We start from the raw sequence: 12617 nt of genomic DNA, 5'->3' as shown, positions 1-12617 counted from the left end.
TTACTGCTTCTTCAGATGCAGATATGACACGAGATCGTTGATCGGCCCGACTTCGATGCCGCTCACGCCCGGCCGCATCGCGACCTGCGACACCTGCTGGAACATGATCACAAACGGCGAGTGCGCGAGCATCTGCTTCTGCATCGTCTGGTACATCTGCGCGCGTTTGGCAGTCGACGATTCCGCAAGCGCTTCGTTCGTCTCCTTCGTCAAATCGGGGATGTTCCACGAATTGCGCCACGCGAGCATCTTGTAGCTTGACTTGTCGGAGTTGTCCGGGTTCCATGCGAAACCCTGCGCATTGCTGTGCGGATCGATATAGTCGGCCGACCATTCGCCGATATAGATATCGTGCTGCCGCGCGCGATACTTCGCGAGCGTCTGTTTGTTATCGCCCGGAATAAGTTCGACCTTGATGCCGCCTTGTGCAAGATTCGCCTGCACCGCTTGCGCGATTTCGCTATACGGGTAACTGCTGCGCACGTCCATCGTCACGCTAAAGCCGTTCGGCAGACCTGCTTTCGCGAGCAGTGCTTTCGCCTTCGCGACGTCCTGGTGATACGGGTTTTCGTTCAGCGCGCCGAGAAAGCCTTCAGGTAGAAAGGTTTCGTGCACCTTGTACGTGGTCTTCGCGACGTTGGTCTGAATGCCGTTGTAGTCGATCAGCCATTTCATCGCTTCCTGCACTTCGGGCTTCGCGAGATTCGGGTTCTTCACGTTCAGGCCCAGATACAGCAGCGTCGCCTGCGGCACCGCCATCACGTGCGCTTTGCCGGATTTTTCGAGCGCGGCGAGATCGTCCGGGCTCAGGTTGCGCGCGATATCGGCGTCGCCGTTTTCGAGCAGCAGGCGCTGGCTTGCGGCCTCTGGCACGTGACGCAGCACGATACGTTTCATCGCGAGCGGCATGCGGTAGCCGTCGTAGCGCTGCAGGATCATGCTGTCGTTCGCGGTCCACTTGACGAGCTTGTACGCGCCCGAGCCGGCCTCGTTGGTGCGCAGCCACCCGTTGCCGTAGTCGTTGTTCTGCTGATGCGTGAGCAGCAGCTGCTTGTCGACTACCGACGCGGGCCATGCGCCGAGCACGTTCAGCACGAACGTCGGCGCGTATTTCTGGTCGGTGGTAACGCTGACCGTCGTATCGTCGATCTTCTTCACGCGCTGCAGCGCGTTGTCTTTCGTGAGTCCGATGCCTTGCAGCACGGCTGCCGCGCCTTTGTCGAGCAGCACCGTGCGCTGGATCGACCACGCGACGTCGTCCGCGGTCAGCGGATTGCCCGAGTGGAACTTGAGCCCGTTCCTGATCTTGAATGTGAAGGTCAGGCCATCGGGGCTCACGCTCCACGATTGCGCGACGTCGCCATTGAATTTCGACGGGTCTTTCAGGTCGACGCGCACGAGCCGGTCGTACGTATTCGCGACGTATTCCTCCGGCACGAGCTCATAGATTTCGCCGGGGTCGAGTGTCGAGAATTCGTCGAGCATGGTCGCCATCACGAGCATGTCCTTCGGCGTTGCTGCGTGAGCGGGCGCGATGGCCGTCAGCGAAAAACCGAGCGCGCCGCTCAGTGCCGCGGCGGCAAGCGCGTTGCGCAAAACCTGTTTCATTCTTGTGCCCCCTGAAAAGTTGTAACGTCCTTCTGGAATTGTTGAACCGCGCGCGGTCGATGCTGCCGTGCCTACATGAGCCGCAATGGGCCGCTGTCCGCGTTGTCGATCAGCGGCAGCGCAAGCGCGCCGGGCAACTCGTAATGCCACCATTCGCTCCTGATATGCGTGAAGCCTGCGGCATGCATCACGCCGAGCAGCATCAGCCGGTTGCGCTGCACAGGCTGCGGTAGCCCTGGATGAAAGTGCTCGGATTCGATGGTCATCGCATCGAAGCCAGTGCCCATATCGAGCGGCGCGCCGGTCATATCGATCAGCGTCAGGTCGACGGCCGCGCCGCGGCTGTGGTTCGAGCCGCGCTTCAAGTCGGCGATATAGGTCGGATCGGGCAGAAAGTCCCACAACACCTGTTGCGCCTGCGGCGGTCGATATGCGTCGAAGATGCGCAGTTTCAGGCCGCTTTCGCGCGCGATCGCAATCGCGGTGCGCAGCGCCGCTTCGGCCGGTTCCAGCAGCAGGCAGTGCGCGTGCCGGTAGATCGGCTTGCCGGTCAGATTGTGCCCGGTCGCGTAAGCGAGTTCGATATCGACATCGTGGGTATCGCGCGTGATGGGAATCAGGCGTGGCTGGGGCGTTAACGGTTCGGTCATGAAAGGTGATGGTTCGAATGACGGGGAGAGGGCGAAGCGAATCGCGCGGGCCTGGGTGGCCGTTCATGTCGTTCATGACGGCCGGCCACCACGCGCGACGCGATAGCCGAGCTGCCGGGCGACTCGACTCTCGACGGGACGGACAGATTGAAACGCGCGAACGCATCGATGCGGCGTACCGCATCCGGACCGACTGCGAGTTCGGGCGGGCGGACGGGCGATGCGGGCGCGAATGGGTTCGGCATCGCGAAGCTGGGTTAGTTATCTTTCATTGGTCTTCGGAATGTGCCATGCATCTAACTAGGCCAATAAAGCAGGCGCTAGCTTAAAAAATCAATTGGCGTCGCCAGGGTAATAGGCTTTAAGGGAAAACGCGGTCGGCATCGCAGTGCACAACGGCTTCTCGACCATCAGCCGTTATGCACCGCGCTGACCGGTCTCCGGCGGCGCGTTGTCCGGCTCCGGTTCGGGGATGCCGACATCGGGCACATCGTCCGGTTTGTCTGGCGTGGGGTTGGACGGAATCGACGGTTGATCGGGAATCGGCGGGTCCGATGCGGGATCGGATGCGTGGTGCGTTAGCATGGGCAGTCTCCTTGGTGCGGCGCTCCGCGGTGTGTTGCTGTGCAGTGTGCGTCGTTGTTAAAGCATCTGGCGTTCCTGAGATTCGCGGCGCGATGGTGTCACGCTTCCGTATCCCTGGATCAACCCCGCGTCCTCCGATCCTTCAACTGATCGCGAATCTCGCGCAGCAGCAACACGCGATCGTCGAAAACGCGCCGCCGATGATCACGCCGACCGCCAGATCCATCACATTGCCTTTGATCGCAAACTGCTTGAACTCCTGCAGGACGCTCGCCATCGTGTTTTCTCCGTGCGTGACGAAGCTCAGAGCTAGCGAATTGCGTTCCCGATAGACGACCCTTCACGCATCGTCGACGCGCTGCAGCGACCGCCGCCCATCGGGGTATGCCCGCACGGGCGTGCACAACTTGCGACTGCGCGGACTAATATGCTTGAAGCGCACCACGTGGTCGCACGGATGCCGGGCAACCGGTTCCGGTTTCATTCAACCCCGCGCTTGCGCGTTTTACTGATGTCCGCGCACCGTCGCTCACGGTGCCGGTCAAGGCCCAGGCGGGCCGTGGCGATCGACGTATCCAATTTTCAATAACCCGCTTCGAAGCGTGCCATGGTCAAGCGTAGAACCTTTCTCGTCGGCGGGGCCGCGGCGCTCGGCGCGCTGGTGGTCGGCTGGTCCGCGCTGCCGCCGCGCCAGCGGTTGATGCCGTCGCAGCCGCTTGGCGTGCAGCCGCAACAGAGCGCGCTGAACGGCTGGGTCAAGATCGCCGCCGACAACCGCGTCACGGTGATGGTCTGCCGCGCGGAGATGGGGCAGGGCGTGCACACCGGCCTCGCGATGCTGGTCGCTGAAGAACTGGATGCGGACTGGTCGCGGGTCGGCGTCGAGTCCGCGCCGGTCGACCGGATTTATAACAACGTCGAAAGCGTGTCCGGCAATCTGCCGTTTCGTCCCGATGACGACGGCATGCTCAAGGGGCTCGCCGCGTGGCTCGCGCGCAAGGGCGCGCGCGAGGTCGGCGCGATGATGACAGGCGGTTCGACGTCACTGAACGATGCGTGGCTGCCGATGCGCGAAGCCGGCGCCACCGCGCGCGCGATGCTGATCGAGGCCGCCGCGACGCAGTGGGGGGTGCCGCTCGAGCAATGCCATACCGAAGCGGGCCGCGTGTTCGACGGGCCCGTGTCGGGTGCGACGCGCAGCGCAACGTATGGCGAGCTCGCCGCGCTTGCCGCGCATCAGCCTTTGCCGCGCAAGGTCGAGCTGAAAGACCCGGCGGCGTTCAGGCTGATCGGCAAACCGCTGTTGCGTATCGAAGCGGCGTCGAAGCTCGATGGCTCCGCGCGCTTCGGCATCGACGCGACGCCGGACGGCCTGCTGTACGCGAATGTCGCGATGTGTCCGGTGCCGGGCGGCTCAGTCGCGCATTTCGACGGCGCGGACGCAGCGTCCCAACCGGGCGTGCGCAGCGTGTTCGTGGTGCCGCCATTTCACGGTGGCACGGGCGGTGTCGCGGTGATCGCCGACAACGCGTTCGCCGCGATGCAGGCCGCCGACAGGGTGACGTGCGAATGGCATATCGACGACGACGCGCGCGTGTCGAGCACCGATGTGCTGCAACGCCTCGCCGACGCGCTCGACGATAGCGCCGGCCACACGTGGTATTCGCGCGGCGACGCGGATGCGGCGCTCGGCATTGCCGCACGGGTCGTGAAGGCCGAATATCGCGTGCCGTATCTCGCGCACGCGGCGCTCGAGCCGATCAACTGCACCGCGCAGGTGAACGACGGATCGGCGATCGTCTGGGCCGCGACGCAAGTGCCGGATGTCGCGCGCCGCATTACCGCGCAGCTGCTCAATCTTCCCGACGATAAAGTCGACGTGCGCCAGCATCTGATCGGCGGCGCATTCGGGCGGCGGCTCGAGATGGATTACATCGCGCAGGCGGTCGCGATCGCGAACAAGGTGCGCGGCACGCCGGTACAGACCATCTGGACGCGTCCCCAGGACATGATGCACGACTTCTACCGGCCTGCGTGCGTGTCGCGTTTCAGCGCGGGCCTGAACGATGCGGGTGCGGTGATCGCGTGGCGCAACACATCGGCGAGCCAGTCGCTCGTCACCAGCTGGGTCGCGCGCAACTATGGCGTGCCGTCGTTTGCCGCGAATCTCGGGCGCGCGTTCGACAAGACCAACGACGAAGGCGCATTCGATCAGCCGTATGAATGGCCGAACGTGCGCATCGGACACAAGCCTGTCACGCTGCCGGTGCCGGTCGGCTTCTGGCGTTCGGTCGGCCATTCGCATCAGGCGTTCTTTGTCGAGAGTTTCATCGACGAACTCGCGGCGGCCGCGCGTAACGATCCGGTCGCATTTCGCGCGGCGATGCTCGCGCATCATCCGCGGCATCTTGCCGTGCTGCGCCGCGTGGCGCAGCTTGCGGGCTGGCATACGCCGCTCGATAACGACCAGCGCGGCCTCGCGCAGGCGCGCGGGATCGCGTTGCATGAGGCCTTCGGCAGCATCGTCGGCCAGGTGGTCGAGGTGTCGGTGGAGGCAAACAAGGACCGGACAATCCATGTGAACCGGGTGGTCTGCGTGATCGATTGCGGCACGCCGGTGAACCCGAACCTGATCGCGCAGCAACTGGAAGGCGCGATTGTGTTTGGCCTGTCCGCTGCGCTGTATGAGGAGATCACGCTCGATGGCGGTAGCGTGAAGCAGCAGTACTTTACCGATTATCCGGTCGTGCGGATGGAGCAATGCCCGCGCATCAAGACCGAGATCATGTCGAGCCGCGAGCATCCGCAAGGCGTCGGCGAGGCGGCGACGCCGCCCGTCGCGCCGGCGGTTGCGAATGCGATTTTTGCGCTGACCGGCCGGCGGATACGGACGCTGCCGCTCAAGCTTGCATGAGCGAAACACGAACGCGCGCGGTGGATCACGCGGCAGTGTTACCAGGCGGCGCGCCGCACGCGCGCTTTTCAGCCCGCGTTGGCGGGCACGGGAGACGTCCATGCTGTCGCTGAACATCAACGGTCACGAGACCGAGATCCGCTCCGATCCGGCGACGCCGCTGCTGTGGGTGTTGCGCTGCGAACTGAAGCTGACCGGCACCAAGTTCGGCTGCGGCGTCGGCGTGTGCGGCGCGTGCACGGTGCATATCGATGGCGCCGCGCAGACCTGCTGCACGAAGCCCGTTGCGCAATTGCACGGCGCGAAGATCACGACGATCGAAGGACTCGATAGCGCGGAAGGACATGCGCTGAAAGCCGCATGGACGCGCCTCGATGTCGTGCAATGCGGCTATTGTCAGAGCGCGCAGCTGATGGCGGCGTCCGCGCTGCTCAAGCGCAACCACAAGCCCGGCCCCGCGGATATCGATCAGGCGATGACGCCGGTGGTGTGCCGCTGCGGGACGTATCCGCGCATCCGTCAGGCGATCTACGAGGCGAGCGGTCAGACGCGCAAATAGCCGCGCGGCACGCGCCGCGCACTTCGACCGGGTGCGCGAGTTGAAGCGCGCGATCCGCGCTGCGCGCACGCTCGAGAAACGCGTGACGCGCTATTTCCCGAGGCGTTCAGCAACGATCCGGCCGCGCTGCCGAACGCGGACATGGCCGTGTTCCCGGTCGATTGCATCGACCACGATTCGATGAATATGTTGAAGCGTGTCTGCGAGCGCAGCCAGGTTGCGTACTATCCGTTGCGAACCGCGAGTGTCGCGAGCTTTGTCGAACTGATCGCGCGACTGGCGGCTGCCGATGCGCTGGTCCGCGCCGAACGCGTGTCGCGCTTCCGCTTGCGTCACCGATGACGCGCCGACGTCATCACGCCGCGCTAAGGCGTTCGCTTAGCGTTTGATTAACCGCGTCAACGCCGAAATATCGTCCGCACACGTTGCATACGCTTGCGTTTCAATACCGCGGTAGAGCCGGATGATTTCCTCGCCCACCGGCGTAAGCGCGCAGCCGCCGCCGCTTTGACCACCATGCTCGGCAACCGTCGCCGGTGACTTCAGCGAACGGTTCAGTTCGTCCATCAGCAGCCATGCGCGCCGATAGGACATATTCATGCTGCGCGCCGCGCCCGAAATCGAGCCGTGCTCCTTCACCGCTTCCAGCAATGCAACCTTGCCGGGACCGAGCGCGATCGTGCCGGCTTGCTGGATGCGCATGCGAAACCGCACCTCGGGTCTCGCGCTTGTCGAAGTCTTCATCGTTGTTGGTCGCGGTGGGGACCGCGTTCTTTTGCCGATTTGATATCAGCCAAAGGATACACGACGCGCATTCCGCGTTGCACGCGCACAATACGGTGCGGCTTGACGAGTCGTTTCCGTAAGCGAAGCGCGCGCTGTCTGTAAAACGATACACATCGTTTGCAAGCCTTTATTGAGACGTTACCCCGCGATACATTGCCGGACACACAACGCACCGCGTGGCCGCCATACCCTGGACTAAGCGCGGGCCGCTCGAATCGAGCGATAAAAGCCGACAACCTCTCTTTCCGAATTGCATCGCTGGGTTGCCCGGACATCATCGCCGTGCCGGCTCGCGCCGCGCACGCGCGCACTGACGTCTGCGCATTGAATGCGCGGCCGCGTTCGCGTTGAGAGTGACCGTCGCGCTCACTATCGTTTCGCCCCTTCATGACCGCCTCGTCGCCGGTGCGCATTGTTTCGCGCCGGGTTTCGTCACGGCCATTGAAGACGTCGATTTTGTTTAAGCAACTCCACTGCGCAACGGCTTCCAGCACGACGCGCAGTCTTATAAAGAAGGATCACTAAGTGAAAAAGACCTTTATCGCCGCAGCGGCACTCGGCAGTCTCGGGGCAGCGCCCGTCGCGCAGGCGCAAAGCAGCGTCACGCTGTACGGCATTATCGATGCCGGGATCAGCTACGTATCGAGCTCGGCGACGCCGACCGGGCACGCGAGCCTGATCAAATACGCCGATGGCGTCGCGTCCGGCAGTCGCTGGGGCGTGCGCGGCACCGAAGATCTCGGCGGCGGCCTGAAGACGGTGTTCGTGCTCGAAAACGGCTTCAGCAGCGCCGACGGCACGATTGGACAGGGCGGTGCGCTGTTTGGCCGGCAGGCGTATCTGGGTGTGTCGAAGGACGGCTACGGCACGCTTGCGTTCGGCCGCCAGTACTCGTTTTCGACCGACTATCTCGGTGCGAACTACACGACCGGCAGCCAGACGCCGGCCGGCAATTACGGCTGGCACATCAACGACGTCGATCAACTGAGCGCGAGCCGTATCAACAACGCGGTCAAGTTCAGCAGCGCGAACTTCGCGGGTCTCACGTTTGGTGCGATGTACGGTTTTTCGAACCGGGCCGGCGCGTTCGCGGGCACGCCGACCGTCGCGGCGGGCGGCGCCACGCAACAGGGCGCATCGAGTGCGTACAGCTTCGGTGCGAACTATGCGCAGGGGCCGTTCGGCATCGGCGCCGCGTACACGAACATCCGCTATCCGAACGGTGCGACGCCGCCGTTTAGCGTCAGCATCGCGAATGTGAACACGGGCGGGCTGCGCGACCTGGAAACCTACGGCATCGGCGCGCGTGTTGCGTTCGGATCCGCGCTCGTGTGGGGCAACTGGACCCACACCACATTCGAGCCGCTCGCCGGTGACGTTTCGCGCCTGAACAACTATGAGATCGGCGGGCGTTATGGCTTTACGCCGGCATTCGCGGCGGGCTTGGGCTACACCTATTCACAACTCGACGACCGCATGAGCGGCAAGTGGCATCAGGTGACCGGCGCGCTCGACTATGCGCTGTCCAAACGCACCGACGTGTATCTGCTCGCGGTTTATCAGATCGCGTCCGGCAGTAACACGGTCGCTGGGCGCAACGTGCCGGTGCAGGCGCAGATCGGCACGTCGCCGGGCATGCTCGGCACGTCGGGTGTCGGTGTGAATCATCAGGTGGCGACGCGCGTGGGGCTGCGGCACCGGTTCTAGACGTCGCGACGGCTGTGCGCGGCATGATGTCGCGCTACGGCGCGACGACCCGCGCGACGATGCTCGCGAGCCGTTTTACATGCCGCGGCGCGGGCAGGATATCGGCGGCGGAGGATAACAACGGCGCGCCGTGTTCGATCGTCAGCCGCCCGCCACCAGGGAGCCGCTTATCGATCGACGCCGATGATCACGCTCGACGCCTTGAAGATCGCGCTAGCGGCTTTTCCGTTCGCGAGACCGAGACGATCGACGCTGTTGTTGGTGATGATCGCGGCGATCTTCGCGCCGCCTTGCGCGGCGATCACGACTTCCGCGTTGACCGCGCCTTTGGTGACCGATGCGACCGTACCGGCGATGCAGTTGCGCGCGGACACCTTGCTGCCATCCGCGTCGACCATGACCAGCACCGATGACGCCTTGATCAGCGCGAACGCTGGCTTGCCAGCGGCGAGGCCGAGCGCAGCGGCGCTGCCGTGCGTGATGATCGCGGCAATGTTGAGACCGTCCGGCGTGCGTAGCGCGATCTCGTCGTTGACCGCGCCGGCCTTCACATCGGCGACGGTACCGGCGAACTGGTTACGGGCGCTGGTGCGCATGGTGTTGTCCTTAGCGTGGAAGTGATCGTGAGCGGATGCGGCATGGTCGTCACGAAGCTCGAGAGAAATGGCGCTTCGATTGCGCGACGCCCGCACGGTCGCAAAGCTTACGCGAGTCTAACGGGAAGCGATCACGCGGGGAAAGGGAAAACGCGACGTTTCGTTCGCCAGCTTCGATGCAGTTTCGCGCACAGTCATCGTAATATAGTCGACTTAACAACGGTACGGGGAATGCAATGCTTCGCAAGCTGGTGGCTTCAGTGGTCGTGGTGGCGGCAGGCATGCCTGCCGCACAGGGTGCGTCGGCGGAGGACGGCACGGTCAACGTGCTGTACGCGGGTTCGCTCGTGAATTTGATGGAGCGCAGCGTCGGACCCGCGTTCGGGAAGGAGACCGGCCTGCACTTTCAGGGCTATGCGGCGGGTTCGAACAAGATCGCCAATGAGATCAAGGGCAAGCTGCGCCGCGGCGACGTGTTCATCAGTGCGAGCCCGAAAGTCAACACGAGCCTGATGGGCGCGGCCAATGGCGACCACGTCACGTGGTATGTGAATTTCGCCGAGTCGCCGCTGATGATCGGCTTGAACCCGCAAAGCCGCTTTGCCGCTCAGTTCAAGTCGAAGCGCTGGGACCAGGTGCTGCAGGAGCCGGGTATCCGCATCGGTCGTACCGATCCGAAGCTCGACCCGAAGGGCGCATTCACGGTTGACATGATGAACAAGGCGGCAGAGCTTTATCACGAGCCCGATCTCGTGCAAAAGGCGCTCGGCGCACCTGACAATCCGGAGCAGGTGTTGCCGGAGGAAACGCTGGTCGGCCGCCTGCAATCGGGTCAACTGGATGCGGGCTTCTTCTACTCGACTGAAACCTCGGACCTGAAGATTCCGGCTATACAACCGGCGCCGGAACTGAAGGCCAAGGCGAGCTACACGCTGACGATCCTCAACGACGCGCCGAATGCAAATGGCGCCGCGCGTTTTGTCGATTTCCTGATGAGCGCGAAAGGGCGTGCGCTGCTCAAACAGCACGGCGTCGATGTCGTGAAGCCGACCGTGGTGGGCAATGTTCAGTCGATACCGCCGTCGGTGCAGGCGGTGGTCGATGCTGCACAATAGCGAACGGGCAACCTCGAACGCATCACGATGACGACTTCACCTGCGCACCCAACCCGACAGAGCATGCCCGCGCGGCGATTCGCGCGGGCGTACCCGAGCTTGCGCGTCATCGCATCCGGTAGAGCACGATGACACGCCGATCCGCGCGGCCGCTGCGATGGCTTGGCGGCCTGCTAGCCCTCTACCTGTGCGCGCCGTTTATCGCGGCGCTGCCGCAGATCGGGCGCGCGGACTGGGCGGGTGTCGACTGGCACACGATGGGCGGCGCGGTCGGCGTATCGATCGCGAGCGCGAGCGTTGCCACGCTGATCATTCTGGTCGGCGGTGTGCCGCTCGGTTATGCGCTCGCGCGTTCGTCGTCGCGCAAAATGGCGGTGCTCGGCTTTGTCGTACAGTTGCCGTTAGCGCTGCCGCCGTTGACGAGCGGAATCTTGCTGCTGTTCTTGCTCGGGCCGTATAGCTGGGCCGGACAGCTCACCGGCGGCTTGCTGACCGATTCGTTCACCGGCATTGTGCTGGCCGAAACCTTTGTCGCCGCACCGTTCCTGATTATTGCGGCGCGCTCGGCGTTTGCGGCGGTCGACCCGGTCTACGACGATGTCGCCGCAACGTTGGGCCACCACGCGGCCAGCCGCTTCTTCAGAGTGACATTGCCGATCGCCTGGCCGGCGATCCGCGCGGGTCTCGCGCTTGCGTGGCTGCGCGCGTTCGGCGAATTCGGCGCGACCGTGATGGTCGCGTATCACCCGTATTCGCTGCCGGTCTACACGTATGTGCTGTTTGGCGGGCAGGGCTTGCCCGCGATGATGCCGCTGCTGCTGCCGACACTTGCGATCGCGGTGCTATGCGCGGTGCTATCGGTGTACCGCCGCGGCGTCGCGACGCAGGCGGCCGCGCCGCTGGAAAACGGCGACGAGTCCGCCGCGGCCTCGCCTGCGACGCTGCCGCCGATGCCGAACGCTCGCCTGTCGTTCGCGCTGCGCCGCGATCTCGGCGCATTCAATCTCGACGTGACCTGGGCGCCGACCACGCGGCGCCTCGCGATTATCGGGCCATCGGGTTCGGGGAAATCGTTCGCGCTGCGCATCATCGCCGGGCTCGAGCGCAACGATGGATGCATGGTGAAACTCGGCGAGCGCGATCTCGCGCCACTCGCGCCGGAGCAGCGGCAGATCGGCTATATGCCGCAGGACTACGGACTCTTTCCGCATATGACGGTCGCGCGGCAACTGTCGTTTCCGGTCGATGCGGATGCGCTCAGCACGCGCTATTGGCTCGATCACCTGGGGCTGGCGCGGCTGACTTCGCGGCTGCCTGCGCAGTTGTCGTTTGGGCAGCGCCAGCGGGTCGCGCTGGCGCGCGCGTTGACGCGGCACAGCCAGTTGCTGCTGTTCGATGAACCGTTCTCGGCACTCGATACGCCGCGCCGGCGCCGCCTTCAGCAGTCGCTGCGCGAATTGCAGCGCGAGATCGCGGCCGTCACGGTGCTCGTTACGCACGATCCCGACGAAGCCGCGTTGCTCGCGGACGAACTGCTGGTAATCGAGCACGGGCGCGTGTTGCAGACTGGCACGATCGACCAGGTATTCGAGCGCCCGGCGTCGTTGCGCGTGGCCGAACTGCTTGGCTTGCACAACGTCGGCGAAGGGGTGATGCGCGCCGATGGGCGTATCGAGACGTCGCTGGGTCTCGCGATCGATACCGCCGAGCGGTCGATCGCGGCCGGGCAACCGGTGATGTGGCGTGTGTCGCCGCGAGCGGTTTCAGTGGTGCGGCAGAGCGTGACCGCGAATACGCAAGCGCACGATGCAATGCACGACGACGGCGAGATCCACCCAACGTATCGCGGCACGCTCAAAGGCGTCGAGCTGCGGCATGGCGATCGCTATGCGGTGCTCGATATAGGCGGTCACCAGTTCGATATCGGCGACGAAGACGAAGCCGCAGCGCCCGATGCGCGCCGCGAGCGCGCTGTGCGGATCGACCCGCGCGGTGTGTCGGTGTGGGCGGTGGCCGCGTTGGTTACGCAACAGGACAAACCGTTCGCGGCGGATCGAAGCGTCGCGCGATAGACGCAAAGCGCGGGCTCGAGCTACA

Annotated in this window: 11 protein-coding genes and 3 pseudogenes; 6 read left to right on the top strand and 8 right to left on the bottom strand. The window is 64.2% G+C overall.

Annotated features, from left to right (window positions below; genetic code table 11):
- The 4 genes and pseudogenes from BX592_RS27960 to BX592_RS27950 form a co-directional block, all read right to left on the bottom strand.
- Nucleotides 1–1608, bottom strand: a complete 1608-nt coding sequence (locus tag BX592_RS27960) for an ABC transporter substrate-binding protein (RefSeq protein ID WP_134196531.1) — start codon at nt 1606–1608, stop codon at nt 1–3.
- A 71-nt stretch (nt 1609–1679) separates the two neighbouring features.
- Nucleotides 1680–2258, bottom strand: coding sequence for a D-alanyl-D-alanine dipeptidase (ddpX, locus tag BX592_RS27955; protein WP_134196530.1), 579 nt, complete (start codon nt 2256–2258; stop codon nt 1680–1682).
- 417 nt (nt 2259–2675) lie between these two features.
- Nucleotides 2676–2843 (bottom strand): hypothetical protein, encoded by a 168-nt coding sequence (locus BX592_RS34035; protein WP_166676484.1) that lies wholly within the window; start codon nt 2841–2843, stop codon nt 2676–2678.
- 178 nt (nt 2844–3021) lie between these two features.
- Nucleotides 3022–3120, bottom strand: a pseudogene (locus BX592_RS27950) (MscL family protein); the annotation flags it as partial.
- 330 nt (nt 3121–3450) lie between these two features.
- Here BX592_RS27950 and BX592_RS27945 point away from each other — a divergent pair.
- The 3 genes and pseudogenes from BX592_RS27945 to BX592_RS27935 form a co-directional block, all read left to right on the top strand.
- A complete protein-coding gene (locus tag BX592_RS27945) occupies nt 3451–5757 on the top strand; it encodes a xanthine dehydrogenase family protein molybdopterin-binding subunit (RefSeq protein ID WP_134196529.1) in 2307 nt (768 codons plus the stop codon).
- Nucleotides 5758–5857: 100 nt separating this feature from the next.
- A complete protein-coding gene (locus tag BX592_RS27940) occupies nt 5858–6316 on the top strand; it encodes a (2Fe-2S)-binding protein (protein ID WP_134196528.1) in 459 nt (152 codons plus the stop codon).
- 120 nt (nt 6317–6436) lie between these two features.
- Nucleotides 6437–6658: pseudogene (locus tag BX592_RS27935) on the top strand (DUF2325 domain-containing protein); the annotation flags it as partial.
- A 36-nt stretch (nt 6659–6694) separates the two neighbouring features.
- Here the strand turns inward: BX592_RS27935 and BX592_RS27930 are convergent.
- Together BX592_RS27930 and BX592_RS27925 are read right to left on the bottom strand one after the other, a co-directional pair.
- Nucleotides 6695–7060 carry a winged helix-turn-helix domain-containing protein gene (locus tag BX592_RS27930; RefSeq protein WP_243849762.1) on the bottom strand — a complete coding sequence of 122 codons (366 nt, stop codon included), beginning with the start codon at nt 7058–7060 and terminating at the stop codon, nt 6695–6697.
- Nucleotides 7057–7596 carry a hypothetical protein gene (locus BX592_RS27925; RefSeq protein ID WP_134196527.1) on the bottom strand — a complete coding sequence of 180 codons (540 nt, stop codon included), beginning with the start codon at nt 7594–7596 and terminating at the stop codon, nt 7057–7059. Before BX592_RS27925 ends, BX592_RS27930 begins: the two co-directional genes overlap by 4 nt.
- Before the next feature lie 31 nt (nt 7597–7627).
- Between BX592_RS27925 and BX592_RS27920 the strand changes: the two genes are divergently transcribed.
- Nucleotides 7628–8809: a porin gene (locus BX592_RS27920; RefSeq protein ID WP_134196526.1), complete on the top strand. Its 1182-nt coding sequence runs from the start codon at nt 7628–7630 to the stop codon at nt 8807–8809.
- Between the two features lie 34 nt (nt 8810–8843).
- Here BX592_RS27920 and BX592_RS34630 read toward each other — a convergent pair.
- Together BX592_RS34630 and BX592_RS27910 are read right to left on the bottom strand one after the other, a co-directional pair.
- Nucleotides 8844–8963: pseudogene (locus BX592_RS34630) on the bottom strand (molybdopterin-dependent oxidoreductase); the annotation flags it as partial.
- Nucleotides 8964–8976: 13 nt separating this feature from the next.
- The gene (locus tag BX592_RS27910; protein ID WP_134196525.1) at nt 8977–9405 is read right to left on the bottom strand and encodes a TOBE domain-containing protein; all 429 of its coding nucleotides are present in this window, start codon (nt 9403–9405) and stop codon (nt 8977–8979) included.
- Nucleotides 9406–9641: 236 nt separating this feature from the next.
- Between BX592_RS27910 and BX592_RS27905 the strand changes: the two genes are divergently transcribed.
- Together BX592_RS27905 and BX592_RS27900 are read left to right on the top strand one after the other, a co-directional pair.
- On the top strand, nt 9642–10520 hold the full coding sequence (locus BX592_RS27905; RefSeq protein ID WP_134196524.1) for an extracellular solute-binding protein: 879 nt from the start codon (nt 9642–9644) through the stop codon (nt 10518–10520).
- A gap of 128 nt (nt 10521–10648) precedes the next feature.
- A complete protein-coding gene (locus tag BX592_RS27900; protein WP_134196523.1) occupies nt 10649–12592 on the top strand; it encodes an ABC transporter ATP-binding protein/permease in 1944 nt (647 codons plus the stop codon).
- Nucleotides 12593–12617 lie beyond the last annotated feature (25 nt).

Origin of the sequence: Paraburkholderia rhizosphaerae (assembly GCF_004366595.1) — a bacterium.
Taxonomy (GTDB): domain Bacteria; phylum Pseudomonadota; class Gammaproteobacteria; order Burkholderiales; family Burkholderiaceae; genus Paraburkholderia; species Paraburkholderia rhizosphaerae.
This window is presented reverse-complemented; position numbering and strand designations above follow the sequence as displayed.

What these genes read in the sequence shown, in the direction of transcription:
- BX592_RS27960 (WP_134196531.1), bottom strand. Translation starts at nt 1,608, where the DNA reads ATGAAACAGGTTTTGCGCAACGCGCTTGCCGCCGCGGCACTGAGCGGC.
- ddpX (WP_134196530.1), bottom strand. Translation starts at nt 2,258, where the DNA reads ATGACCGAACCGTTAACGCCCCAGCCACGCCTGATTCCCATCACGCGC.
- BX592_RS34035 (WP_166676484.1), bottom strand. Translation starts at nt 2,843, where the DNA reads ATGCTAACGCACCACGCATCCGATCCCGCATCGGACCCGCCGATTCCC.
- BX592_RS27945 (WP_134196529.1), top strand. Translation starts at nt 3,451, where the DNA reads ATGGTCAAGCGTAGAACCTTTCTCGTCGGCGGGGCCGCGGCGCTCGGC.
- BX592_RS27940 (WP_134196528.1), top strand. Translation starts at nt 5,858, where the DNA reads ATGCTGTCGCTGAACATCAACGGTCACGAGACCGAGATCCGCTCCGAT.
- BX592_RS27930 (WP_243849762.1), bottom strand. Translation starts at nt 7,060, where the DNA reads ATGAAGACTTCGACAAGCGCGAGACCCGAGGTGCGGTTTCGCATGCGC.
- BX592_RS27910 (WP_134196525.1), bottom strand. Translation starts at nt 9,405, where the DNA reads ATGCGCACCAGCGCCCGTAACCAGTTCGCCGGTACCGTCGCCGATGTG.
- BX592_RS27905 (WP_134196524.1), top strand. Translation starts at nt 9,642, where the DNA reads ATGCTTCGCAAGCTGGTGGCTTCAGTGGTCGTGGTGGCGGCAGGCATG.
- BX592_RS27900 (WP_134196523.1), top strand. Translation starts at nt 10,649, where the DNA reads ATGACACGCCGATCCGCGCGGCCGCTGCGATGGCTTGGCGGCCTGCTA.